Annotated in this window: 21 protein-coding genes, 4 tRNA genes and 1 other annotated feature; of the genes, 21 read left to right on the top strand and 4 right to left on the bottom strand. The window is 37.0% G+C overall.

All coding sequences use genetic code 11. The features are described 5' to 3' along the window. Positions 1–118 precede the first annotated feature (118 nt). From ACQCPR_RS18845 to glmS, 14 genes are all read left to right on the top strand, one after another. Positions 119–194, top strand: a tRNA-Val gene (locus ACQCPR_RS18845). A 20-nt stretch (positions 195–214) separates the two neighbouring features. Next, a tRNA-Tyr gene (locus ACQCPR_RS18840) sits at positions 215–298 on the top strand. A gap of 6 nt (positions 299–304) precedes the next feature. Next, a tRNA-Gln gene (locus ACQCPR_RS18835) sits at positions 305–379 on the top strand. 25 nt (positions 380–404) lie between these two features. Beyond that, positions 405–477 (top strand) — tRNA-Ala (locus tag ACQCPR_RS18830). A gap of 108 nt (positions 478–585) precedes the next feature. Then, positions 586–1,176, top strand: a complete 591-nt coding sequence (locus ACQCPR_RS18825; RefSeq protein WP_427137798.1) for a GNAT family N-acetyltransferase — start codon at positions 586–588, stop codon at positions 1,174–1,176. 70 nt (positions 1,177–1,246) lie between these two features. Continuing rightward, the gene (gene rocF, locus ACQCPR_RS18820; protein WP_090565746.1) at positions 1,247–2,146 is read left to right on the top strand and encodes an arginase; all 900 of its coding nucleotides are present in this window, start codon (positions 1,247–1,249) and stop codon (positions 2,144–2,146) included. Positions 2,147–2,368: 222 nt separating this feature from the next. After that, positions 2,369–2,941 (top strand): RNA polymerase sigma factor SigW, encoded by a 573-nt coding sequence (sigW, locus tag ACQCPR_RS18815; RefSeq protein WP_090565748.1) that lies wholly within the window; start codon positions 2,369–2,371, stop codon positions 2,939–2,941. A gap of 17 nt (positions 2,942–2,958) precedes the next feature. Continuing rightward, on the top strand, positions 2,959–3,588 hold the full coding sequence (locus tag ACQCPR_RS18810) for a zf-HC2 domain-containing protein (protein ID WP_090565750.1): 630 nt from the start codon (positions 2,959–2,961) through the stop codon (positions 3,586–3,588). A 118-nt stretch (positions 3,589–3,706) separates the two neighbouring features. After that, positions 3,707–4,540: a diadenylate cyclase CdaA gene (gene cdaA, locus ACQCPR_RS18805; RefSeq protein WP_427137797.1), complete on the top strand. Its 834-nt coding sequence runs from the start codon at positions 3,707–3,709 to the stop codon at positions 4,538–4,540. Continuing rightward, positions 4,533–5,804, top strand: a complete 1,272-nt coding sequence (locus ACQCPR_RS18800) for a CdaR family protein (protein ID WP_427137796.1) — start codon at positions 4,533–4,535, stop codon at positions 5,802–5,804. Before cdaA ends, ACQCPR_RS18800 begins: the two co-directional genes overlap by 8 nt. 37 nt (positions 5,805–5,841) lie before the next feature. Further along, the gene (gene glmM / locus ACQCPR_RS18795) at positions 5,842–7,194 is read left to right on the top strand and encodes a phosphoglucosamine mutase (RefSeq protein WP_090565756.1); all 1,353 of its coding nucleotides are present in this window, start codon (positions 5,842–5,844) and stop codon (positions 7,192–7,194) included. 252 nt (positions 7,195–7,446) lie between these two features. Next, on the top strand, positions 7,447–7,959 hold the full coding sequence (locus tag ACQCPR_RS18790; RefSeq protein ID WP_090565758.1) for a type 1 glutamine amidotransferase domain-containing protein: 513 nt from the start codon (positions 7,447–7,449) through the stop codon (positions 7,957–7,959). Positions 7,960–8,155: 196 nt separating this feature from the next. Continuing rightward, positions 8,156–9,760: a gamma-glutamyltransferase gene (gene ggt, locus ACQCPR_RS18785; RefSeq protein WP_427137795.1), complete on the top strand. Its 1,605-nt coding sequence runs from the start codon at positions 8,156–8,158 to the stop codon at positions 9,758–9,760. Positions 9,761–10,175: 415 nt separating this feature from the next. Beyond that, on the top strand, positions 10,176–11,978 hold the full coding sequence (gene glmS / locus ACQCPR_RS18780) for a glutamine--fructose-6-phosphate transaminase (isomerizing) (protein ID WP_427137794.1): 1,803 nt from the start codon (positions 10,176–10,178) through the stop codon (positions 11,976–11,978). 283 nt (positions 11,979–12,261) lie between these two features. Here the strand turns inward: glmS and ACQCPR_RS18775 are convergent, their stop codons facing one another. Continuing rightward, on the bottom strand, positions 12,262–13,728 hold the full coding sequence (locus ACQCPR_RS18775) for a flavin monoamine oxidase family protein (RefSeq protein WP_427137793.1): 1,467 nt from the start codon (positions 13,726–13,728) through the stop codon (positions 12,262–12,264). A gap of 234 nt (positions 13,729–13,962) precedes the next feature. On the opposite strand from ACQCPR_RS18775, the gene ACQCPR_RS18770 reads away from it, so the two are divergent. The 5 genes from ACQCPR_RS18770 (at position 13,963) to ACQCPR_RS18750 (ending at position 16,719) form a co-directional block, all read left to right on the top strand. Beyond that, positions 13,963–14,910 (top strand): cation diffusion facilitator family transporter, encoded by a 948-nt coding sequence (locus tag ACQCPR_RS18770; RefSeq protein ID WP_427137792.1) that lies wholly within the window; start codon positions 13,963–13,965, stop codon positions 14,908–14,910. A 36-nt stretch (positions 14,911–14,946) separates the two neighbouring features. Continuing rightward, the gene (locus ACQCPR_RS18765; RefSeq protein WP_090565780.1) at positions 14,947–15,261 is read left to right on the top strand and encodes an ArsR/SmtB family transcription factor; all 315 of its coding nucleotides are present in this window, start codon (positions 14,947–14,949) and stop codon (positions 15,259–15,261) included. Between the two features lie 162 nt (positions 15,262–15,423). Continuing rightward, entirely contained in the window at positions 15,424–15,750 is a 327-nt protein-coding gene (locus ACQCPR_RS18760) for a metal-sensing transcriptional repressor (protein ID WP_090565782.1), read from the top strand. A gap of 15 nt (positions 15,751–15,765) precedes the next feature. Further along, complete coding sequence (gene copZ / locus ACQCPR_RS18755; RefSeq protein ID WP_427137791.1) at positions 15,766–15,975, top strand: copper chaperone CopZ; 210 nt, start codon at positions 15,766–15,768, stop codon at positions 15,973–15,975. 186 nt (positions 15,976–16,161) lie between these two features. Beyond that, complete coding sequence (locus ACQCPR_RS18750; protein WP_427137790.1) at positions 16,162–16,719, top strand: DUF1541 domain-containing protein; 558 nt, start codon at positions 16,162–16,164, stop codon at positions 16,717–16,719. A gap of 61 nt (positions 16,720–16,780) precedes the next feature. On the opposite strand, the gene ACQCPR_RS18745 is transcribed toward ACQCPR_RS18750, so the two are convergent. Next, a complete protein-coding gene (locus tag ACQCPR_RS18745; protein WP_090565787.1) occupies positions 16,781–18,142 on the bottom strand; it encodes a sodium-dependent transporter in 1,362 nt (453 codons plus the stop codon). A gap of 80 nt (positions 18,143–18,222) precedes the next feature. Continuing rightward, positions 18,223–18,450: a binding site (T-box leader), on the bottom strand. Between the two features lie 229 nt (positions 18,451–18,679). Continuing rightward, a complete protein-coding gene (locus ACQCPR_RS18740; protein ID WP_427137789.1) occupies positions 18,680–19,633 on the bottom strand; it encodes a D-alanyl-D-alanine carboxypeptidase family protein in 954 nt (317 codons plus the stop codon). Positions 19,634–19,811: 178 nt separating this feature from the next. On the opposite strand from ACQCPR_RS18740, the gene ACQCPR_RS18735 reads away from it, so the two are divergent. After that, complete coding sequence (locus ACQCPR_RS18735; RefSeq protein ID WP_427137788.1) at positions 19,812–20,501, top strand: response regulator transcription factor; 690 nt, start codon at positions 19,812–19,814, stop codon at positions 20,499–20,501. After that, complete coding sequence (locus ACQCPR_RS18730) at positions 20,491–21,663, top strand: sensor histidine kinase (RefSeq protein WP_427137787.1); 1,173 nt, start codon at positions 20,491–20,493, stop codon at positions 21,661–21,663. The genes ACQCPR_RS18735 and ACQCPR_RS18730 overlap by 11 nt, the downstream gene beginning before the upstream one ends. 158 nt (positions 21,664–21,821) lie before the next feature. On the opposite strand, the gene ACQCPR_RS18725 is transcribed toward ACQCPR_RS18730, so the two are convergent. Next, on the bottom strand, positions 21,822–22,865 hold the full coding sequence (locus ACQCPR_RS18725; RefSeq protein WP_427137786.1) for a DUF418 domain-containing protein: 1,044 nt from the start codon (positions 22,863–22,865) through the stop codon (positions 21,822–21,824). Positions 22,866–23,704: the final 839 nt, after the last annotated feature.

The following is a 23,704-nucleotide window of genomic DNA, read 5'->3' as shown; positions in this document are numbered from 1 at the left end:
AGATATATGATATTATAGTTCTTGTCTGGTTTTTACATAAATGAGGAATAGTTTTACATGAATGAATAATAGTAGTTCGAGATGGAAATCTATACTGTACCAGCATTCATAAAACCCAGGAGGATTAGCTCAGCTGGGAGAGCATCTGCCTTACAAGCAGAGGGTCGGCGGTTCGAGCCCGTCATCCTCCACCATTATATTTATACGTAGCTTTGGAGGGGTAGCGAAGTGGCTAAACGCGGCGGACTGTAAATCCGCTCCTTAGGGTTCGGCGGTTCGAATCCGCCCCCCTCCACCAGTTTATTGGGGTATAGCCAAGCGGTAAGGCAATGGATTTTGATTCCATCATGCCCTGGTTCGAATCCAGGTACCCCAGCCAATCGTTTTTAAATTTAAAATAACATGGGGCCTTAGCTCAGCTGGGAGAGCGCCTGCCTTGCACGCAGGAGGTCAGCGGTTCGATCCCGCTAGGCTCCATAAATAGTATAGTTAAACTCTTTCAATCAAAAGTTGAAAGAGTTTTTTTGTATAAAAAATGCTTTTCAAAATAGAGTTGTTTCCTTTATGATGAAATAAAAAAGTGAGGTGTACGATTTGACTGAGACATTAACCTATGGGGATGTGACTTTACGTCCGCTTCTAATTTCAGATTGTGAACTATTGTGGGAACTTTATGAACCAGAGATATTTGAATTTATGTTAAATAGGATTGAAAGCAAAGAACAGCTAGAAAAGTGGTTGTGTGCTGGGATTCATCAAATGAATGTGGATAGCACTGCTTTGGCATTTGTAGTTGAAAATACAAACACAAAAGAAATTATGGGGACCACTCGTATTTATGCGATGGATCAGTCGAATAATAGTTGTGAGATAGGTTCTACTTTCTATGGGAAACAATATCAGCGTACACACGTAAATACAACCTGCAAGTATATGTTGTTAAAGTATTGCTTTGAGCAAATGGGTATGATCCGAGTTCAGTTTAAAACAGATGAATTAAATCTATCCTCTCAACGGGCAATTGAACGAATTGGCGGCGTAAAAGAGGGTATACTGCGTAATGAACGAATACGATCTAACGGTTCTGTTCGAAATGCGGTTGTATACTCTATTATTGAAAGTGAATGGTTGGTAGTGAAATACAAGCTTGTTCAATTAATGAATAAATATTCGTAATTATGCTTGGTTGAGCCAAACACCCTTTAGCATTTACAATGGGAGTAACAACTTAAGGGGGTATAAAATAATGAGTAAATTAAACATTTCAATTATAGGGGTTCCAATGGACCTGGGTCAAAATAGACGAGGCGTCGATATGGGACCAAGTGCAATACGATATGCGGGTGTAGTAGAAAGACTTCAAGAGCTTGGGCACTCCGTAGATGATGTTGGAGATATTGCGATTGGAAGAAGAGAGACATCTCAAAACACGAAATTACGTAATCTAGAAGAAGTAGTTGCAGCAAATACAATACTTGCTAATAGAGTTCATGATATTATTGGAGAAGGTAATTTTCCGATAGTACTTGGTGGTGATCATAGTATTGCTATAGGTACACTTGCAGGGTTAGCAGATCGTTATGACAACCTAGGAGTCATTTGGTATGATGCTCATGCCGATTTAAATACTGCTGAAACATCGCCTTCTGGAAATATCCATGGGATGCCACTTGCTGTAAGTATTGGCTTAGGTCATGAAGCGCTCGTGAATATTCGAGATTTTGCTCCGAAGATTAAACCAGAGAATGTCGTGATTATTGGTGCTCGTTCGGTTGATCCGGGAGAACGTGATCTTATTAAAGAAAAAGGGATTAAAGTATTCTCTATGCATGAAATTGACAAGCTTGGAATGTCGGAAGTAATGACTCAAACAATTCAGTATTTCAAGGATCGTAAAGTTGATGGGGTTCACCTTTCACTCGATTTAGATGGTTTAGATCCTTTATATACACCTGGGGTAGGAACACCAGTAGCTGGAGGAATTACATACAGAGAAAGTCATTTAGCGATGGAAATGCTATATGCTTCAGAGATGGTTACTTCAGCTGAATTCGTAGAAGTAAATCCAATTCTAGATGAAAAAAATAAAACGGCTGATGTAGCGGTTGGATTAATGGGTTCACTATTAGGGGAAAGTCTTGTATAAGAATTTTTTTTCTAATTAATAGTGCTCAAATTAGAACGTTAAAACAGGTAATGTATATCTCTGATAAGAAAAAGCGGACATCCAGTCTGCTTTTTTCTTTTTGAAAATCCACACAAAGATGGAAATGTTTGATAATATTAAGATATACAAAAAAAATGAAACCTGTTGATACCTTCATACGTATAGGTAAGACAGCCGCATGGAGCGGGGGCGAAATACACGATGGATGCGTTAGTGAACAAACGAATAAAACAGATATTAAAAGGCGATAAAGACGCATTCGCGGAGATTGTCGACCTGTATCAGCATAGGTTATATCAAGTATGTTATAGGATGCTTGGTAACCGTCACGAGGCAGAGGATATAGCTCAAGAGGCATTTGTCCGTGCTTTTATTAATATTCATACGTTTGATCAAAAAAGAAAATTTTCAACATGGCTGTATAGAATTGCGACAAACTTATGTATTGATCGTATTCGGAAAAAGAAGCCGGACTACTATTTGGACGCTGAAGTAAGAGGTACAGAAGGTCTTGATATGTACTCACAAATAGCAACGTCTGATGAACTTCCTGAAGAAGAACTCATGAAGCTGGAACTACAGGACCGAATACAGTATGAAATTAGTAGACTTCCTGATAAATATAGATCCGCTATCGTATTAAAATATATGGAAGAACTATCTCTGCAAGAAATAAGTGAGATATTAGATCTGCCACTTGGAACAGTTAAAACAAGAATTCATAGAGGACGAGAAGCGCTTAGAAAACAGCTAAGCAGACAGCCTCATATCTAAAATAGGAGGGAATCAAGATGAATGCATGTCCAGAACGAATTGTTCACTTTATGCACGAATATTTAGATGGTGAAATCAGCCGTGAACATGAGCTGGAACTTAAATCTCATTTGCAATCATGCGAAGCCTGTCAGGCACATATGCATGAGTTAAGTGATGTTGTTGCTTTCGTCAAAGGGGCTGCTCATATAGAAGCGCCAAATGATTTCAATCATTCTGTTATAGCTAGGTTACCGAAAGAAAAATCCCACGAAGGAGTAAGTAAATGGTTGCGACGTCATCCAGTACTTACAGCTGCTGCAATGTTCTTATTATTGATGAGTAGTGCACTTTTTACGAATTTTAATGATGAGCAGCAGTTCTCCTTTACAAAACAAGAAAACGTTCTAGTAGAAGGAGAAACGGTTATTATACCTGAAGGACAAGTCGTTAAAGGTGATTTGGTTGTTCGAAACGGGGATGTTCAGATTGATGGAGAATTAGATGGAAACCTAACCATTATTAATGGTACTGCATATATGGCTTCAACCGCAAATATTACAGGCACTAGTGAGGAAATCAATGAAGCCTTTGACTGGCTATGGTACAAAATCAAAGATGGTGCAAAGGAAGTCGTTTCATTCTTTGAAAAAGATGAGACTAAATAAAAGTAAGTCTATCCATATATATTTTGGGTAGACTTTTTTGATTCCACAAGCGAGGGATTTTCGTAATTATGTTATACTTATCTAGAATGGATAAGTGATGAAAAGTGGGGGATGCCACATGTCGTTTATGGAGCAATTTACAGACCTAATGCCAGTAAACGTTATTGTAAATATTTTGGATGTCTTATTTGTATGGTTTGTTATTTACAAAGTTATTACCTTGATAAAAGGAACTAAAGCAGTTCAATTATTAAAAGGTATCTTTGTCATTGTCATTGCACGTGTTGTAACGGACTTTTTTGGCTTAAATACACTTGATTGGCTGTTGGATCGAGTAATTGAGTTTGGATTTTTAGCAATCATTATTATTTTCCAGCCAGAAATAAGAAGAGCACTTGAGCAGATTGGTAGAGGTAAGTTATTCTCTAGAAGCACAATGCAATTGGAAGAAGAGCAAGGTCGCCTTATTGCTGCGATGACGAAATCGATTAGTTATATGGCAAAAAGACGAATCGGAGCACTTATCTCCATAGAAAGAGAAACTGGTTTGACAGATTATATAGAAACGGGGATCCCGTTAAACTCCTATATTACATCAGAGCTTCTTATTAATATATTCATACCGAACACTCCACTACATGACGGAGCCGTTATTATAAAAAAAGATACCATTGCTTCAGCAGCTTCTTACTTGCCTTTATCAGAAAGTCCTTTCATATCGAAAGAGCTAGGTACGAGGCATCGAGCTGCAATTGGCTTGAGTGAAGTGACGGATGCTATAACGATTGTTGTATCAGAAGAAACTGGTGCGATTAGTTTAACCTCCAATGGAGATTTACGAAGAGATTTATCGATAGCAGAATTTGAGTCCCATTTAACTCGCCTTTGGTTCCCGAAGGAGGAGCAGGTAACTTCTTCTAAATGGCTATGGAGGGGGAAACAAAATGGATAAGATGATGAACAATCCCTGGTTCTTGCGAATAATTGCATTAGTATTAGCAATTGCACTTTTTATAAGTGTGAGAAGTGAATTGGAAAGTGATAATACAAATGCAAGCAGCAAGGATGTTGATGTTATTCGTGATATACCTCTCGAGGTTTATTATGACGATGATAACCTAGTAGTTACCGGGCCACCAAAGACAGTTAACGTCAACGTAGAGGGGCCAAGACAATTGGTGTTATCGGCAAAACTAATGAAAGACTTTAAAGTATTTGTAGATCTTAGAGATCTAACTATAGGTACTCATCGGGTCCCGATAGCTACGGAAAACTTCCCAGAAAATTTAAATGTTCGAACAGATCCGGTTTATGTGGATGTTGTAATTGAAGAACGTATTTCTCGAGAGTTTAGTGTAGAAACGGACATGAATGAAAGCCTATTAGCTGAAAATTATGTAGTGAAGTCATATGAGGTAAAACCACAAAAAGTAACAGTAACAGGAGCAAAAAGTGTTATTAATAGCATAGGTTATGTAAAAGCTACTATTTCAGGAGATCAAGGTATCAACAAGTCCTTCGAACAAGAAACGACTGTCAAAGTACTCGATCTTGACTTAAATAAGCTAGACGTCATCGTTGAACCAAATTCTGTTCAAGTAAGTGTAAAAATAGAAGAGTATAGTAAAGAGGTACCGATAGCTCTAGTGAAACAAGGTAAACCCAAAGAAGGGGTCACCGTAAATGGTCTAGCTACAAAGACAGATGCAATTCGATTATATGGACCTAAATCAGTACTTGATAAAATAGATCAGCTAAATGTCGATGTAGATATAAGTAAAATCGAAAAGTCTGGTAGCTTTGATATGAAATTAGCTTTACCAGAAGGAGTTACAAGATTATCAAAAGAGACAATAGAGATTACAGGAGACGTTACACTTGCTCCTGACTCTGAAACGGAAGAGGCAGATGAACAGGAAGAGCCAGTATCCACAATTATAGAAAAGTCATTTGGCCAAGTACCGATTAATGTAAGAGGGTTGCCAGATAAGCTGGTAAGTAATTTTGAAAAACCAGCAGACGGCATTGTCTCGGTTGTTGCTAAAGGAACAGCAGAGGCTTTAGACAAGGTTCAATTAAACAATTTTTCTGTATATGTAGAAGCAACTAATTCGGAGGTGGGAGAAAGTGTTCTACCAATCCAAATAGAGGGTTCATCTGATATAGAGTGGGAAACTTCTGAACAAGAAGCAGTCCTTACGGTTAAAGAAGCTTAATAGGTTGTACAACAGGTTTTTAAGGAGAGAAGAATAAATGGGAAAATATTTTGGTACAGATGGAGTTAGAGGCGTTGCAAACTCAGAGCTAACACCAGAACTTGCATTTAAATTAGGTAGAGTTGGTGGATTTATACTAACGAAGGAAGTAACAGAACGTCCGAAAGTATTGATTGGTCGGGATACTCGTATATCTGGTCACATGCTAGAGGGTGCACTTGTGGCTGGCCTTTTATCCGTAGGGGTTGAGGTAATGCGTCTAGGAGTTGTTAGTACACCTGCAGTAGCTTATTTAACTAGAGCAATGAGTGCAAGTGCTGGTGTGATGATTTCTGCCTCTCATAACCCTGTGGCAGATAACGGTATTAAATTCTTTGGCTCGGATGGATTTAAATTAACTGATGGACAAGAGGAAGAAATTGAGCAACTATTAGATAGTGATATAGATGAATTACCACGTCCAACCGGAGCAGGTGTCGGAACGGTATCTGATTACTTCGAAGGTGGTCAAAAATACATTCAGTATTTGAAACAAACCATAGATGAAGAATTTGTAGGGATCCATGTAGCCCTGGACTGTGCAAATGGTTCAACATCGTCTCTTGGAACGCATGTATTTGCTGATTTAGATGCCGACTTATCTACAATGGGATCTTCACCAAATGGATTGAATATCAATGATGGCGTCGGTTCTACACATCCAGAAAACTTAGCGAAGTTTGTTCTAGAAAAAGGAGCAGATGTTGGGCTTGCTTTTGACGGAGATGGAGATCGTTTAATTGCGGTAGATGAAAAGGGACAAATTGTAGATGGTGACCAAATTATGTATATTTGTGCCAAACATCTTCATGCAAATGGACGTCTAAATAACGGGACAGTTGTTTCCACTGTAATGAGCAATATGGGCTTCTACAAAGCATTAGAAACACACGATATGACGAGCGTAAAAACTGCTGTTGGAGATCGATACGTAGTAGAAGAGATGAAAAAGAATGGCTTTAACCTAGGCGGGGAGCAATCAGGACATATTATTTTCCTTGATTATAATACAACGGGTGATGGTTTATTAAGTGGTTTACAGCTCGTGAATATTATGAAAATAACAGGTAAAAAACTTTCTGAGCTTGCTGCGGAAATGACTATCTATCCACAAAAGCTTATTAATGTACGAGTTACGGATAAACACGCGGTAACGGAAAATGAAAAAGTTGCAGCTATTATTAGTGAAGTAGAAAGTGAAATGGCTGGTAATGGTCGTGTCCTTGTACGTCCATCTGGTACAGAGCCGTTAGTTCGCGTAATGGTAGAAGCAGCAACCGAAGAGGAATGCGAAAATTATGTAAACCGAATCGTTGAAGTTGTAAAAGCTGAAATGGGTTTAGAAGAATAAGTTTAGAAAACCGACATATTTAATATGTCGGTTTTTTTATGTAATCTGCTAGCTCCTCGAGTCCTTTTAGAACGACAGGTCAAGGCAAAGGTGCCTTTAAATTCATTCTTCCAAAGCTATTCGAAGGTCGACAGGATTTTGGTCAGACAGTCCATGAAATACGATACTCCAATTTACTTGCGTATTTCTAATGTTTACTAGAGCAAATTTAGTGGAATAGTAAGAGAGAACAAACAATTAAGGAGTGAGGAAATGGCTAAAGTAGCAACATTAATCACAAATATGTTTGAAGACGTGGAATACACAGGTCCAGCACAGGCACTAAACGATGCAGGGCATGAGGTATTTGCTATTGAAAAAGAAGCAGGCAAAGAGGTAACAGGTAAAAACGGAGAAGCCACGGTGAAAATTGATTATGGCGTTGACGAAGTGAAACCTGAAGAATTTGACGCATTATTTATACCAGGAGGATTTTCACCGGATATTTTACGAGCAGATGATCGTTTTGTTCAATTTGCTAAGTATTTTATGGATGAGAAAAAACCAGTGTTTGCAATTTGTCACGGTCCACAATTACTCATCACTGCGAAAACATTAGATGGTCGAGACGCGACTGGATATAAATCGATTAAAGTAGACTTAGAAAATGCAGGGGTAAAATTCCATGATGAAGAAGTATTCGTTTGCCAAAACCAGTTGGTGACAAGTCGTACTCCAGATGATATTCCGGCGTTTAATAGAGAAATTGTTAAGCTATTAGGCTAGTTAAGCATCTGGCCGATGGCACATATTTTAAAGTTAATCAAAATTTAAATGGATAAATTAAATAAGAGCATCTTCTAATTTTTAGAGGGTGTTCTTTTTTGAATTGCGAGAAAATTCATATATATTTTCTGAGTTTCTTTTATTATACTTAAGAAATCAAACCATACCTGTTAGGAAGGTATAAAAGGGAGTTATTATGGATTATTTACATCACCCGTTTCAAGGAAAGCGTCATACGGTATTTGCGAAAAAGGGAATGGTTGCAACCTCCCAGCCTTTAGCAGCACAGGCGGGAATGGATATATTAAAAAAAGGCGGGAATGCAATTGATGCGGCAATTGCTACGGCAGCGGCACTTACTGTCGTAGAACCCACCTCTAACGGAATCGGTGGGGATGCTTTTGCGTTAGTATGGACAAAAGACAAGCTCTATGGCTTAAACGCTTCGGGTCCAGCACCACAATCTATCTCTATCGACGCGATAAGAGAAAAAGGGTATGACAAAATACCTGTTCACGGAGTTATTCCTGTGACCGTGCCAGGAGTTCCTGCTGCTTGGGCTGCATTGTCAGAAAGATTTGGGAAACTTTCACTTCAAGAAGTTTTAGAGCCTGCTATTCAGTATGCAGAGGAAGGGTATCCGTTAACTCCGATACTAGGAAAGTACTGGAAGCTTGCCTATAACAGATACAAAGCTACATTTACTTCAGAGGAATTTAATGCCTGGTTTGAAACCTTTGCACCCAATGATCGTGCTCCAGAAATAGGGGAGATGTGGAACTCACCAGATCACGCCCGTACTCTCCGAGCGATAGGAGAAACAAATGCTCGTGATTTTTATGAAGGTGAAATTGCAGAGAAAATCGATAAGTTTATGAAAAAGCATGGAGGTTATTTATGTAAAGATGATCTTCGTACATATAAGGTAGAATGGGTAAATCCTATTTCGGTCAATTATAAAGGTTATGATGTATGGGAAATCCCGCCGAATGGGCAAGGAATGATTGCATTAATGGCGCTCAATATATGCAAAAACTTGGCGGAACCAAAATGGCAAAGTATGGAGACACTTCATCATCAAATAGAAGCTATGAAGTTGGCTTTTACAGATGGTCAGGCATTTATAACAGATGTTGCTGAAATGCCGATTAGTGTAGAGCAGCTGTTATCAGAGGAGTACGCCAAAAATAGATCTAATGACATAAATGAAGAAGCAGCAAATCCAGAAATATATGACATCCCTAAAGGTGGGACTGTATATTTAGCTACTGCTGATGAAGAAGGTAATATGGTTTCTTATATCCAAAGTAATTATATGGGATTTGGTTCAGGAATAGTTATACCCAAAACAGGTATTGCCTTGCAAAATAGAGGACATGATTTTTCTTTAGAAGCGACTCACCCAAATGTGTTAAAACCAGGAAAAAGAACATTTAATACTATCATTCCAGGCTTCCTAAGCAAAAATGGTAAGGCAGTGGGTCCTTTTGGTGTAATGGGAGGATATATGCAGCCACAAGGACATTTCCAAATCGTGACGAATACAGTAGATTACCTGTTAAACCCACAAGCTGCACTAGATATGCCTCGGTGGCAGTGGATGAAGGGAAAAGTAGTTCATGTAGAACCGGAATTCCCAAGCTACCTTGTACAAAGTCTTATAGGTAAAGGGCATCAAATTCAAGTTGCTTCTGATGGTGGTAGCTTTGGTAGGGGGCAGATTATTTGGAGAAATGATGAAACAGGAGTTCTTCAAGGAGGAACCGAGTCTCGTACAGATGGATCAATTGCAGTTTGGTAAGTAATTTTGTCACTAGAGGGCTATTACTTTTGTAGTGGTCCTTTAAGTTGATTAAAACCCCCTGCACTCATTAAATTGACGAGCATACTATGAACATATATAATGTAGAAGTTGCCAATCTAGTATTGGTAGCCGCGTAGAAATGGAGGACAGGTAACGCGTAAAACACAGAAAACAATTATAGCGCCAGAGCTGAAGAAATTGGACGGAAAATCATCTTCAGCAGACGAGGTGGAGGTTATCGAAATTTCGGCGGATGCCTCCCGACCGTATTTGCCCGGTTGTTATTCTTTTTCATAAAACATTCGAGTGATCGGATGACAGGTGGAATAGAAGGCATTCTTAGCTTAATTGGCTACTACACCATGTGTAGGAAGCTTATTTTGACATGAATGTAAACGGAGGAATTTAGATTATGTGTGGAATTGTTGGTTATATTGGAGAAATTGATGCAAAGGAAATTTTATTAAAAGGGTTAGAAAAGTTAGAATACCGTGGCTATGATTCAGCAGGTATTGCAGTATTAAACGAAGATGGAGTAATGGTATTTAAAGAAAAAGGTCGCATTGCGGATTTACGTGACGTAGTAGATACAGAAGTAGGGGCGACTGTTGGAATTGGTCATACTCGCTGGGCAACTCATGGTGTACCAAACCATGAAAATGCTCATCCTCATCAAAGTACAACAAAACGTTTCACTTTAGTGCATAACGGAGTAATTGAGAACTACCATTTGATGAAGAAAGCTTATTTAGCAGACGTGGAAATGGCTTCTGAGACAGATACAGAAGTAATTGTACAGCTGATTGAGCGTTTCTCTAAAGACGGATTATCTACAATTGACGCACTTCGCAAAACATTGCATTTAATACATGGTTCTTATGCTCTTGCATTACTTGATAATGAAGACGAAGATACAATTTATGTAGCGAAAAACAAATCACCGTTACTTGTAGGTGTTGGTGAAGGATTCAATGTTGTAGCTTCTGATGCTATGGCGATGCTTCAAGTAACAGAGCAATATGTTGAGCTTCATGACCAAGAAATCGTAATCGTAAGCAAGGATTCTGTAGAAATTCAAACATTGGAAGGCACAAAAGTTGAACGTGCTCCATACAAAGCAGAACTAGATATGAGCGATATTGAAAAGGGAACATACCCTCATTATATGTTAAAAGAAATCGATGAGCAGCCAGCTGTTATTCGTAAAATTATTCAAGCTTACCAAAATGAGCAAGGGGAACTTTCAATTGACCCTGCAATTTTGACAGCACTTCAGGCTGCTGATCGCCTGTACATCATTGCGGCTGGAACAAGCTACCACGGTGGGCTAATTGGTAAAGAATACTTTGAAAAAATTGCTGGTATTCCTGTGGAAGTGCATATTTCTAGTGAATTTGGCTACAATATGCCATTACTATCAGAAAAACCAATTTTCATGTTCTTAACTCAATCAGGGGAAACTGCAGATAGCAGACAAGTTCTTGTGAAGATAAAAGAATTAGGATACCCAACAATTACGATGACAAACGTACCGGGTTCTACTCTTTCTCGTGAAGCAGATCACACACTTTTACTTCACGCAGGTCCAGAGATTGCTGTTGCTTCTACAAAAGCATATGTAGCACAGGTTGCGGTATTAATGGTAACTGCTTCCGTATTCGCACAATCTCAAGGAAAAATGCTAGACTTTGATGTTGTAAAAGAGCTAGGAATTGTAGCAAATGCTGTTCAAGCAATTGTAGATTCTAAGGAAGAGATGGAAGAAATCGCAAAAGAGTTTTTAGCAACTACTAGAAATGCCTTTTTTATTGGACGTAACGTAGACTTCTACGTAAGCCAAGAAGGTGCATTAAAACTTAAAGAAATTTCATATATTCAAGCAGAAGGATTTGCTGGTGGAGAACTAAAACACGGTACAATTGCTCTTATCGAAGAGGGTACGCCAATTATTGCTTTAGCTACCCAACAAGCAGTAAGCCTGAATATCCGTGGTAATGTGAAAGAAGTAGTTGCACGTGGTGCTAATCCATGTATTATTGCAATGGAAGGCCATGAGGAAGAAGGAGATCGCTACGTACTTCCAAAAGTAAACGAGCTATTCGCTCCACTAGTAGCAGTAATCCCACTACAACTTATCAGTTATTACGCAGCATTACACAGAGACTGCGACGTAGATAAGCCTAGAAACCTGGCGAAGTCAGTAACTGTGGAGTAGGTTAAAGGTTATATAACTTTAATTGTAGAGAACAATTAAAGTTGGAAATGAGATTAAAATAAAAAGATTTGGCGTAATTATGAAGTATATAACAGAAAGACGACAAACTTTAATAATATAATTTAACCCTAGGGAAAGTTATCCCTAGGGGTTTTTTTATTGCGTAAATAACTGCATCAGTGAAACAGGAGGAGAGCTTTTGTTATCCTACCTTACTCAATTATCTATATCCCTTATTAGTAAACAAACGAGGTTTCGCAATGACACAAATTAAGTGATTCTCTCAAGATAAATTATTGACTTCGAAAGCTACACGTATACCAGATTCAATTGCACCCTGTATCCAACCGTGTGGGAGTGTAGTGTGTGCACCTGCAAAGTGAACACGACCCTCTGGTGTGGCAAGGTATGGAAAAAGTTCTGTTTCCTGTTCTGGCTTGAACATAGTGAATGCTCCACCTGAAAATGGATTTTGCCCCCAACTATAGGATGCTCCCGTAATAAATTCATCATAAACTTGTCGACCATGGATGGTAGCCAAGTTCTGTAAGGCCTGCTGAATTCGTTTCTCTTCACTTAAACTTTCCCATGGGAGTGAATCATCTTCCCAAGTATAGCTAGCTAAAATTACTCCAGTCTCGTTCTTACCGATATCATGGCTAGGAAAATAACTAAATCGAATGGGCAAATCAGTTGCGGTTTGCCCACCTTGGATTCCTTGTTTCTCCCAAAATTTACTTTTAAACTGAAGACCTATTTTTGTGGAAGTGGAATAATGGAGTTCACGAATCGCTTTCCACTTATTATGCGAGAATGAATTATGGGGGATAACTTCAACAAATTGCAGAATCGAGAATGGAATGGTCAATATGGCTATATCGCATGTTGTTCCGAACGATTGTTTCGATTCTGTATGCTCCGAATATATAGTGACTTGGTTTTGGTGCTGAATAATTTTGGTCATCTGTTGATTAAAAATGATATTTCCCTCTAATTGTGGAAGAAATGAATTTGGGAGTTGATCGTTGCCACCGGTAATTTCATAATAGCGAGTAATTGGGTTTAAAAGAATTATAAACTCACGTAATATATCTAGAAATGCGAGCTCTGCTAAGCCCTCGATAGAAAGAAGTACCTTAATCATTTCGATGGCACCAGGCGATAAAGTCACGCCATTAGGGTTATATCTTAGAAATGAATCCATTGAATATTTATCATATTCGTTTATGACCCATCTCCAATTTTCCGTTGGATCTATATTGATAAAATCAATAACAGGTTGAATGACTGATTGTATCAACTCCAAAGCTGTTTTGCCTTTTTCATTAGGTGCGACAGGGTAGCCCAGTATATCTGGGTTTTGTTCATACAAGTATTGGCGTGTTATAATTCCGTTCACGTAAATCAAGTCGTTAGGTGTACTGTTTATAAATGGATTTATTGGTAAATTGAATTTTTTTATGTACGCTAACGTTAAATTGTGAGTCGATGGAATGCGCATCGCCCCAGCTTCCATATATTGACCGTTAATAAAAGGGAAGCGTTTCGTGTATATTCGTCCGCCCACTCTTTCAGAAGCTTCAATTATGGTTACACTATGTCCGGCTTCCTCTAATAGCGAGGCAGCAACTAACCCTGACATACCTGCGCCGACAATAAGTATTCTCTTTGAGTTTTGTTTTTTACTTAATCCGTGGTGAATCATTGAAACCATTTGGTCGGAGGTTACATGAGAAAACATGGGTGTCATACTCTTTCACCTTTCACCTTAGACTTAAAATAACCCTCAAATTTTTAAGTGTTACAATTTAGTCTATTCTTCCAAATAAATTTCTATGAAAATAATCTTATAAATATGGAAATTATTTAACACATTAAAAAAAATATCAGATTTAAGTGTTGACAATAAATTAAGTAGAATATAATGTGTATATATGAACATATCATCATATATTAGTTTTATATATTAAACGGAGGGATTATAATGGCGGATAATCATGACCATACAAACGGTGCAAATAAAAAGGTATTACTGATTTCATTTTTCATCATTACAATCTATATGATTGTAGAAGCAATAGGCGGGTATTTGACAAACAGCTTGGCCCTTCTTTCGGATGCAGGACATATGCTAAGCGATGCCATATCACTTGGGATAGCCCTGCTAGCATTTACATTTAGTGAAAGGGCAGCAAACGCTAGTAAAACATATGGCTATAAGCGATTCGAAATATTAGCAGCAGTCTTAAACGGTGTAACACTAATATTGATTGCACTATTTATCTTTTATGAGGCAATTGAACGGTTCGCGAATCCCCCTGAGGTTGCCACAAGTGGAATGCTTATTATTAGTAGTATTGGGCTAGGGGTAAACATCCTTGTAGCTTGGATAATGATGCGAGGCAGTGATACGCAAGACAATCTAAATATGCGTGGGGCATTTCTTCACGTGATCAGTGATATGCTAGGCTCAGTTGGTGCAATTATTGCAGCCTTGCTAATCATATTCTTTGACTGGGGATGGGCCGATCCATTAGCTAGTGTCATTGTCGCTGTGTTAGTTTTAAGAAGTGGTTACTCTGTAACAAAAGCATCACTCCACGTCTTGATGGAGGGAACACCTCAAAATGTTAATATAGACGAAATCGTTAAAACAATAGAGCTGGAAAAAGAAATTATAAGTGTTCATGACTTACACATTTGGTCTATTACAAGTGGTTTGAACGCACTTTCCTGCCATGTGGTGGTTGAAGAACAAATGACGATTGCAGAAAGCGAAAAGCTACTTCATAAAATCGAACATAATTTAGAACATAAAAATATTCAACATGTGACCATTCAACTTGAAACTGCAGCTCATAAACACGATAACTCTATTTTATGTACGGTAAAAGCAAAGGCACCAGATGCACATGCACACCACAATCATTAACATAATAATAAAACTTAAAAGAGAGGGTGCATTAATATGGAGAAAGAAGTACAAACTAACACACATGAATTAGATGAAGAAACTCTTTTTGTCGTATCCCAGACGTTTAAAGCGTTAGGTGATCCAACACGTATCCGTATTTTAAATTTGCTATGCTGTGAGGAGTATTCTGTGAATGATATTGCAGAGGCACTAAATTTAGGTCAGTCCACAGTTTCTCACCAGCTCCGCTTTTTGAAAAACTTGCGTTTAGTTAAGTTTCGTCGTGAAGGAACAACGTTGTATTATTCAAGTGATGATGACCATATTATGAATCTGTTGCACCAGGCAATTGATCATGCAAAACATTAAAAACAGAAAGATAAAAGGACTTAAAATTATTAGGTCCTTTTTTGATGAATAAGGATATGCAAAATAGTACAATGTAGAATTTTTATAAACAATAAAGCATTATACTTTACATACCCCCTATAGGTACTGTATTATATAAATAAGAAATAGGAGGTTGATGAGTTGGACAATTTAATAGAAGAGAATACAAATACGTCTGATCAGTCTTGTAGAAAAAGTCATCATCCTGAGCATGTAAAAAAAGATTTAACGAATCGCTTAAATCGTATTGAAGGTCAGATTCGTGGAATAAAAGGGATGGTAGACAAAGACGTCTATTGTGATGATATTATCACGCAACTCTCTGCAACTCAGTCAGCTCTAAATAGTGTAGCCAAAGTACTTTTACAAGGGCATTTAAAAGGCTGTGTAGTGGATAGACTAGCAGAAGGTGACGATGAAGTACTGGATGAATTGCTTATTACGATTCAAAAATTAATGAAAAAATAAGAGGAGGAATTTAAAATGGTCAACCAAGTAACATTAAACGTACAAGGAATGTCATGTGGTCATTGTGTTAGTTCTGTAGAAGGCAGTGTAGGAAAGTTAGATGGAGTAAATGAAGTGAAGGTCGATTTAGAATCAGGAAAAGTGGACGTTTCATTTGACGAGGATAAAGTATCGCTAGATGTTATTAAAGAAACAATTGATGATCAAGGATACGATGTAAAATAGTTATGGAGGAGTGCTATGTAAGGCACTCTCTTTCTCTCGTGAATTTATACCCCCTGGTAGTATTTTGGGGTGGGTGAAAACAAGATGTATAGTGAAATATACGCAGTGACAGCTATAGCGTTTAGTTCTATATCGGTTGTACTGATTGCATTACGTTTTTAAAAGAGCAGAAAAAACTTGAGGAGGATGACGATGAAGAAAATAGTAATAGGAATTGTTACCTTGGTTACAGCATTCACGTTGACGGCATGTGGTAGTGATGAAAAAGAAACTAGCACACATGAAAACATGGAAATGGATCATTCTGGCATGAATCACTCTAGCACAGGTGAAGTTCCGGAAGATTTGAAAGTAGCCGATAATCCTACTTACAAAGTCGGAAGCCAAGTTATTCTTGAAACAGACCATATGGAGGGTATGAAGGGGGCAGAGGCAACGATAACGGGAGCATATGAAACAACTGCCTATGTCATTTCCTACATGCCAACATCTGGTGGAGAAAGAGTGGAAAATCATAAATGGGTCATTCAAGAAGAAATTAAAGAAGCTGGGGATAAAAGTTTAGAACCAGGAACCAAAGTTACCATTGAAGCAGATCATATGCCTGGAATGGAAGGTGCTACTGCTGAAATTGATTCGGCAGAACCTACGACGGTATATATGGTCGATTACACTCCAACCTCAGGTGGAGAAGTAGTCAAAAACCATAAATGGGTGACGGAAAGTGAACTATCTGCCAAATAAGAGATAAACCTTAAGAATTTAAAGAGCTTATTCCATAAAGGATAAGCTCTTTAAATTTATTTTAAAAAATCTCAACTATTTTATTGAGTATACCAGTAATATCGAGAAAAACGAGGATAATTACTAGTGGAATAATGTATTTCATTATAAAAAGCCAAATATTAAATGCAGTAGCACCTAAACGAGAATGCTGTAATAATTCCTCCCGTAAAGTACTTTTTTCTATCTTATGCGAAACAAAAATAGAGATTAAAAGTACGCCTAACGGCATTAGTATATTACTAACTAAATAATCGGCAGAGTCAAAGAGGCTCTTCGAGAAAATAAGAATATCAGCAAAAATACTATAGGATAATGCCGAAGGGACTCCTACTAAAAATATTAAAATTCCAATCATATAAGCATATTTTGTTCGCTTTTCTGCTTTTTCTTTGACTATAGATGCCACAATTATTTCTAACATAGAAAAGGCTGAAGTTAATGTGGCAAATAAAAATAATGCTAAAAAACCTATTAAGAAAACTTCACCAAAAACAATTTGATCAAACACAGCAGGCAATACAACAAATAGTAATCCTGGTCCTTCAGCTGGTTCTAAGCCTAGGGAAAAGACAGCAGGGAAAATTGCTAAACCTGCTAATAAAGCAATCACTAAATTCATTGAAACGATTGAAATAGCTGGTTGTATTAAACTTTCCTTTTTGGAAAGATAAGAACTGTAAGTAACCATAACGGACACACCGACACTTAAAGAGAAAAAAGCTTGGCCCATCGCAAATAGGACACTTTCAGAGGTAATATTCGAGAAATCCGGTGCTAAAAAGAATTTCACACCTTCCATAGCGTTATCTAGCGTTAGGGAGCGGATAATTAGAACGATAAATAGTCCGAATAAGGCGGGCATTAGAATTTTATTTACTTTTTCAATTCCATTTTGAATCCCTTTAGCCACCACTAAAACTGTTATAGCCAAGAACACAAATTGGGCAACAAGAACCAACAGAGGATTCCCAATTGTTAGGTTAAAGACAGACCCATAATCTGCACCCTCACTAATTATTCCACCAAACAGACCCTTTGCAATATATATAACAATCCATCCACCAATTACACTGTAAAAAGATAATAAAAGAAAACAGGTGAATACCCCTAATCTCCCAATCCAATGCCAGTTACTATTAGGAGCAAGGCTACGATATGCACTAATAGCTTCTTTTTGCGTACTTCTACCAATAACAAACTCCGCTAATAGTAAAGGAAAGCCCATAAACAAAGAAAATAAAATAAATAGAAGAAAGAATGCACCTCCTCCACTTATACCAGTAACGTAAGGAAGCTTCCAAATTGCTCCTACCCCGATAGCTGATCCTGCAGCAGATAAAATAAAACCAATCTTTGATGACCATTGCTCTGTTGTTTGCAAACTAACCAATCCAATCTATTTTTATTATGTCTTCTAATTAATTGTTAAAAGACAAAAAAAGCCACGTCTCTATCTTTTACGATAGGGACGTGGCTGTTCACGCGGTACCACCCTAATTGGAAACAAGTCTATGTTTCCCACTTGGTAAAATAACGGTTTAATCCGTTTTTATACTATGTTCTTTAAAATATAGTATAAAAAAAGCTCCAAGAATGAAATTCACCTAATCTTTGTATCAGTTTTCACCAACCACTGATTCTCTTCTAACAGGGAGACCGGCTTAATAATGTTCTTTTCTTCGCTTGTTTAATATAAATAATATTAAACGAAATTATAGTATGATAACACCAATAGGTCAACCTTTTATTTATTAGTAAACTCTTTGCCACTGGATTATTACTCGGCAATCGCTTCGTACCACTACATTCAGAGTCACTTTCCAAGTTTCTAAACTTTTCTGAAAAAAATTTTAGAAATGTATCTTAACTAAGGATCACGTCCAGAAATTTTCATTTGCAACATTGAACGAAAAGCTTGTTACAAATTCTCAAATCCAAATGAGAGTAGCTTGTATGTCTCGCGAAAACGAGCGTCATCACTTTTAGTACCCATTACTACTGAAATAAGTCGGTTGTCTCCTTGCTTTGCTGTTCCTGCAAAGCAATATCCGGCAGTTTCTGTGTACCCAGTTTTTAATCCATCTACCAGATTAAAATATAGGTCTTGATTTTCAGGATATAGCATAGAATTTGAATTCTTTAAGTTTGTACTGTCGTATGCTAATTCATATTCAAGCAAATTTGTTGTTTCCACTACTTCAGGGAAATCACTTAATAACTGATAGGCCAATATTGCAACGTCCTCTGCTGTCATTATGTTCTCAGAGCCGTCTGTATTTACTAATCCAGTTGAGTTTACAAAGTTAGTTTTGGAAGAAAGACCAATTTCTTTTGCCTTTTTATTCATTAGTTCTGCAAATCTTTTCTCAGTGCCTGCTATATGCTCTGCTAAAGCTCTTGTAGCATTATTTGCTGAGGAAATAACCATTGCGCTATATAAATCAAGAACAGTTAGAGCATCATTGTCTTTAACATAAATTTTCACCGCTTGTGGATCCATATTATTAGCACTGTGTGAAATTTCAACCAGATCATCCCATTTAATATTTCCATTTTGAATTTGCTCCTGAACTATATATTCTGTCATTAATTTAGACATACTTGCAACAGGGAAGGCACTGTTTGCATCTTGTTTCAGTAATATTTCTCCCGAAGAAGCATCCATTAATATTGCTGCTTGTCCTTTTATGTTAGGTGCTTTTAATGATGAATCTATGAAGGTTGTTGAGGGGCCGGAAACCTCTATTATCTCGTTCATGAAATTTTGAACTTGACTGCTCTGACTAAACTTATAAATCCCTATATAGCACACCGACAAAATGATTAAAGTAATATAAAAATTAACTTTCCTTTTTATCTTTCTGCGTTTCATCTTCTTTCCTCCGTTTCTTCTCCTTAATATTCATTAACATAACCATATTGTAGCTATTTGATATTAAAAAAAAGGAAAGAAAAGCTAAATAATTTCTTAAGATTAATGAGAAAATAGTTTTTCGAAAGTATCTATGTTTATAATATAAGAAGAATTTTGGAATAGGTGGTGATGTCTTGTGGCAGAGGCTATTTTAATAATAGATGACGATAAAGATATTACGAAATTGCTACGAATTTATTTAGAGGCGGAACATTACGAGGTCCATTTAGCCCATGACGGTGAAGAAGGATTAAATATGCTTAAAAGGCATTCAGTTGACTTAATAATTCTAGATGTGATGATGCCGAAAAAGGACGGTATTTTAGTTTGTCGTGAAATTCGACAAGATAACCAGACGGTTCCAATTTTAATGTTAAGCGCAAAGGCAGAGGACATGGATAAAATATTTGGGCTCACTACAGGTGCGGATGATTACCTTATTAAACCTTTTAATCCTTTAGAGCTTATAGCTCGAGTGAAAGCTTTGTTAAGACGATCTGGATATTTAAAAAGCAACTCTCCTAAGGAAGGTTTGATCTATGGTCCTTTAGTAATAAATAAACAGAATCATACTGTAAGTATTGATGATACCCCATTAAAATTGACCTCAATTGAATTCGATATATTATGCCTACTCTGCAGTAAGCCAGGCCGTGTTTTTAGTTCTGAAGATATCTTTCAATTGGTATGGAATGAACAGGAAATCTATTCAAGTAAAACGGTAATGGTACATATAAGTAACTTAAGAGCAAAACTGGACAGAGTGTTAAAAGGAGAAAAAATGATTGTAACTGTTTGGGGAGTTGGTTATAAAATTGACTATTAAGTCTGTGTTAAGTGAATTGGTTTTTTTCTCGAGGTGGCGCATTGTTACTGGGATTATTCTATCTGTTATTTTGTCAGCAATTTCTTTATTTATAATTAAAAATGCAGTGGTAGGCTATGTTAATACCTCAGTTGTTGGTAGCGGATTGGTTACCGAATTCGTTACTTTAGTTGGTAAGAGAAGGGTTGAAAATATTCTTTATTCACCCTGGCCTTTCCTTTTTGAACAGTTAAGTTTTTTTATAGTATTTAGTTTCTATTTTAGCTTATTTTACCTACATGAAAAAAGAAGGCAGTTTTTTATATCCTTCGATCAGCTAGTTACAGAAACTAAAAAGTATGTAAGTAGTCCAGAAATTGGGTTCAGTCCTGGCTACCGGGATGAAAGATTGTTACAACTAACAGAAAGTATAAATATGATTATAAGTAAAATGGATACACTGAGACAGGAAGAACGGAATGCTCAGAGAACAAAAAACGATCTTATTACGAATGTCTCTCACGATCTGCGTACTCCTCTGACTTCTATCATTGGTTACCTGTCACTTATTACGGAAGATAAATATAGAGATGAAGTAGAGCTAAGGTACTACATTGATATTGTCTATGAGAAGTCAACATTATTGCATAGGCTAATTCATGATTTATTTGAATATACGAGAGTACAAAATCATCAGCTTAAAGTAAATAAGGAACCTTTAAATATAAAGGAAATGCTTGGACAACTTGTTGAACATTATCGTATTGAGTTAGAGCAGATGCAGTATGTTTGTATTGAGAAGTATAGTTCTGTACCACTTATAACCAAAGCAGATGGTAATCTTCTTATTCGTGTTTTTGAGAACCTACTGTCGAACGCTTTAAAATACGGGATAAGGAAAAAACAAATTGATATATCTGCTACTCAAAGAAATAATAACATCTTAGTAGAAGTGACAAGTTACGGGAATCCGATCCCTGCTATGGACTTACCTCATATATTCGAAAGGTTTTATCAGGTGGATAAATCACGCGGTATGCATACTGAAAGCTCAGGGTTAGGACTTGCTATTGCTAAGAGTATTGTTGAAATACATGAGGGAGAAATACAGGTAAAGAGCGACGAGGAAAAAACAGTCTTTTCCGTTTATCTGAAGCAGTTTAATAGTGTGGACAAAAGCTAAAATGAAGTATCCCTTTGGTTTAATTGTTTCATCAATTTCCTTAGAGGAAGTGAAATGAAGTTAAGGCCCATTTGTATGTACAAATACAAATGGGCCTTTTAAATACATATTAAGCTATTACTCGCTAGACTTTGTGTTTGAGTATTTTAACGTATTCACTATCTTTTTGCATATTTCTTACCATAAGTCATATAACGCCACATTTTCTCCAATGGCCCCATAGAAAAGAATTTGAACCAGACTATACTAAAAACTATCTGAATAGCATAGATCAAGATTGCAATATAGACAATATCCTTTGGTGAAACGACATCCAGACCAATAAGTGAAATGATAATTGTTCCTATAATGCTTTGAGCAATATAATTTGTAAAAGCCATTTGGCCGACAAATGAGATTGGTTTCAGAAATTTTAAGACATGTTTTTTTTCTAACAATAAAAATAATGTTGATAAGTAAAACAAGGTCGTTGGTATTGTCCCTAAAGCAATAAGTAAATCTACATTATTGTCTCCGCTTTGAAAAGCATTCCAAATCGACAGTGAGAAAGGGATGAACAAAAGAAAAGCTCCAGCTTGCATCCATCGAATCTGTTTGGACAAACTTAGTATCTGTACAAGCCAACCTGCTTTAGCTGTTAAAAAACCAGCCAAAAACATTATGAATATTAGTATTAAATCGTTAGAAAAGAATTCTAAGATTGGTAAGAGCAGTTTCGGAGTAGGCAAGAAAATCATTAATACTAGAGAAACTAAGTGGATAGTTGTCATTCCAACAAGCCACTTTTTGATGGTAGAAACTCTAGCGCGATAAAAAGGGATTAAAAACAACCCAACAATCGAGTATACATGTAGAATTGTTCCCCAAAATATGATTGAATGTATGATCCCAAGAAGTAAGAGAGTTAATAAACGTCTTACCATTCGTAATCTAGGTTTGTCCCCGCGTTTTTCCGCTCTTGAAGCAAAAATAAATAGACCTGCACCAAATAGGAAAGAAAAAATGGAAAAGAATTTCTTCTCCACTATGATTGCTATTAGTTGGTGGATAACTCCATTAACACCACTATAATCTGGTAGTGGTTGTCCTTCTATAATAATTTTATATGTTCCGACATTTATTAGGAGTATACCAAAAAGGGCAATTCCACGAATAATGTCTAATGAAATAATTCTTTCTTTTTTTGAAATGGACGGATTCATTATAATTCTCCTTTAAGTTTTATATTACTTTGCTTAAAGGTTAGTATAATTATCGAACCTTACGTTATATTAATAGTAACCTTACAGCAACCTTAAAACTTTTAGGGCTGTGGTAGTGCTGATGAACACCACTTATTATAAGCCATCCGTATTTTTATCAATGGGTGCTTGGGTCATCTATTTTAAAGAATAAGAAAGTATATAAAATGTGCCATGAACTCTGGATTCTTGGTACATTTTAAGAATGAATAATCCTGTGATTTTCTTACATGTGGACGCTTTACGCGGGCGTTGCCTAACGCTGATCCCGCTGGAGTCGCCACATTCCACGATAAATCAATTATAGCGTAGTACAACAATTTAAATTTTGACAAAGTATATCGCTTAGATGATAAAATTGATCCAATTTTAGAAAGTGATTATATTCTTAGTAATCGCCTATGAATTAGAAGTGCTATTATTTAAAGATAGATGAAGACAGTGAATTTTATTTGTGCTAGTCCGTTTCAACACGACTTATCCAAATATACTCTAAATTATTTAGTGTGTATTCAACTATCTAATTACTATAAGTGGACTTAGTTGATTGGAGCGCAGAGCGGCGACTCTAGTGGGAACAGCGCGAGCTGAAGACCCTGGACTGAGCGCGCGAAGGAAGCGGCTGAAGCCGTGCCCACGGAAAGCGTCCGCCCGGAGCGGAAATCAATGGCGTATCTACGTCTCTGTTTTAAAAGGACCGGGCATCTTTTTGCCCGTTTTTTCTTATATTAACGATGGTGTTATTCATTCATATTTTGTTAGTCCTATTAAGTAAAGGAAAACGTCGTTTCTATTTCGAT

Origin of the sequence: Psychrobacillus psychrodurans (assembly GCF_050209195.1) — a bacterium.
GTDB classification, from domain to species: domain Bacteria; phylum Bacillota; class Bacilli; order Bacillales_A; family Planococcaceae; genus Psychrobacillus; species Psychrobacillus psychrodurans.
This window is presented reverse-complemented; position numbering and strand designations above follow the sequence as displayed.